Source organism: Coprococcus intestinihominis (genome assembly GCF_040096555.1).
Taxonomy (GTDB): Bacteria; Bacillota; Clostridia; order Lachnospirales; family Lachnospiraceae; genus Coprococcus_A; species Coprococcus_A intestinihominis.
In genome coordinates, this window is sequence record NZ_JBBMEK010000413.1 from 1 (window position 1) to 1,655 (window position 1,655).

Here is a 1,655-nt window from a genome sequence, read left to right on the forward strand (position 1 = left end):
CCTGTCTGTCCGCCGTCGGATGCTGTTTCATAGGTATAAGCTGTCGTATGTTTCCCGCCGTTTCTCCTGATGGATGAGAGTCTTCCCAGCTTGTCAAAGGTCTTTTCAACCCTGGCACTGCCGCAGGCCACAGCTGTCTCACGGCTGTCTGCATCATAGCCCCTTGTAACAGTCCTTACGCCATCCGGTGTCGTCTGGACTTCTTTTACCAGGCAGTCATTGGCATCATAGGTATATCGGTAGGCTGTACCGTCATCAAAGACTGCTTCACACAGCCTGTCTGTCAGGTCATAGCCGTAAGTGCAGGATTTTCCGGATACCTGTCCGTCCACAAAACGGGCCACCCTTCCCAGTTTGTCATAGATATACCTTCCGATGGTATAACTTGTGCCATCTTTTGATGCTTTCACTTCTGTCACACGGTCAAGGTTATCATAAGTATAAGCCACTTCCCAGCCGTTGGCATATGTGCTCTTTAAGAGATTGCCGTTCTTGGCCTCATAGTCATGGCTGACTGCCGCCTTTCCGGCGATGGATACGCTCTTTCTGTTGCCGAATCCGTCATAGGCAAAGGTATAGTCAAAGCCGTTATGGGTGATCTTGGTCAGACGGTCCCTGTCATAGGTATACTGGACCTGGACGGCTGCCTCTGTTCCGTTGACCGCTGCTTTTCCCGTGACTTTTGTCAGACGGTCCATGGTGTCATAGCTGTAATCCGCCTGATGGCTGGACACACTGACATTCTTTAAAAGGCCTTTTGTCACATCCCAGTCATATGCCGTTGTCACCCCTTCCGGTGAAGTCTGGGAGGCCATGTACTGCCCTTCTGCCGTGCCTGTTGTATAGGCCGCCTTTGATGTCATGGCTTTCTTCGCATCTGTTTCTGCTGATGAATCCACGGTCCTTGCCGTCACTGGGTTGCCATAGTTATCATAGGCAAAGGTATATTTCATGCCTGCCGCAGATGCCGCCCCTGTCACACGGTGTTTTTTATCATAGTCATACTTAAAAGCATTGCCCTTCGGATCCATGAGCTTCTTTAAGTTATCCACTGTGTCATATTCAAAACTGCTGTTTTTCTTCGCCTGGTCTGTCACCTTCACCACGTTGCCTTTGTCATCATAGGCAAAGCTTGTACCGTATTCCTCTTTATAAAGGCCAAGGCCCGTAAAGTAGGCATTGTTGCTGTTGTTGCCATATGTGAAGCCGATATCCACCCGCACATAATCATGTTTCGCCACAAAAGCGGTGTTCATGAACTGCCATTCACTGCAGTCTGCCCCGAATTCCGCATAGTGGATGTCATTCCTGTCATTGGCATCGCTGGATATGAAGTTGATATGGAGGCCAAAATGGCGGTTCTTCCTGCTGTTTAAGCTGTTGCCTGCATGGGGATCGCTTTCAAAGAACTTCTCTTTCAGGCTCACACTGTCGGCATACCCCCAGCCGCAGGCCATGAAGCTGTCACCCTTCTTGCCGGAGATGGCCAGCGGCTGATAGCAGCGCTTGTTGTTCTTTTCATCACCACTGATCTTTAACACACTGTCCCCTGTCGGGCCGTTGCCGCCCGGCACTTTCTCCTGCTGTCCCATCCGGATCTCTGCAGGAACATCTGTAGATGAAACCGTCACAAGATCAGACAGCACATAACCGGT

Annotated in this window: 1 protein-coding gene; it reads right to left on the minus strand. The window is 50.4% G+C overall.

Translation table 11 applies throughout. From position 1 onward, the window contains the following. Nucleotides 1–1,655 (minus strand): hypothetical protein (locus WMO25_RS17775; protein ID WP_349086538.1); only part of this gene is annotated, 1,655 nt, incomplete at both ends.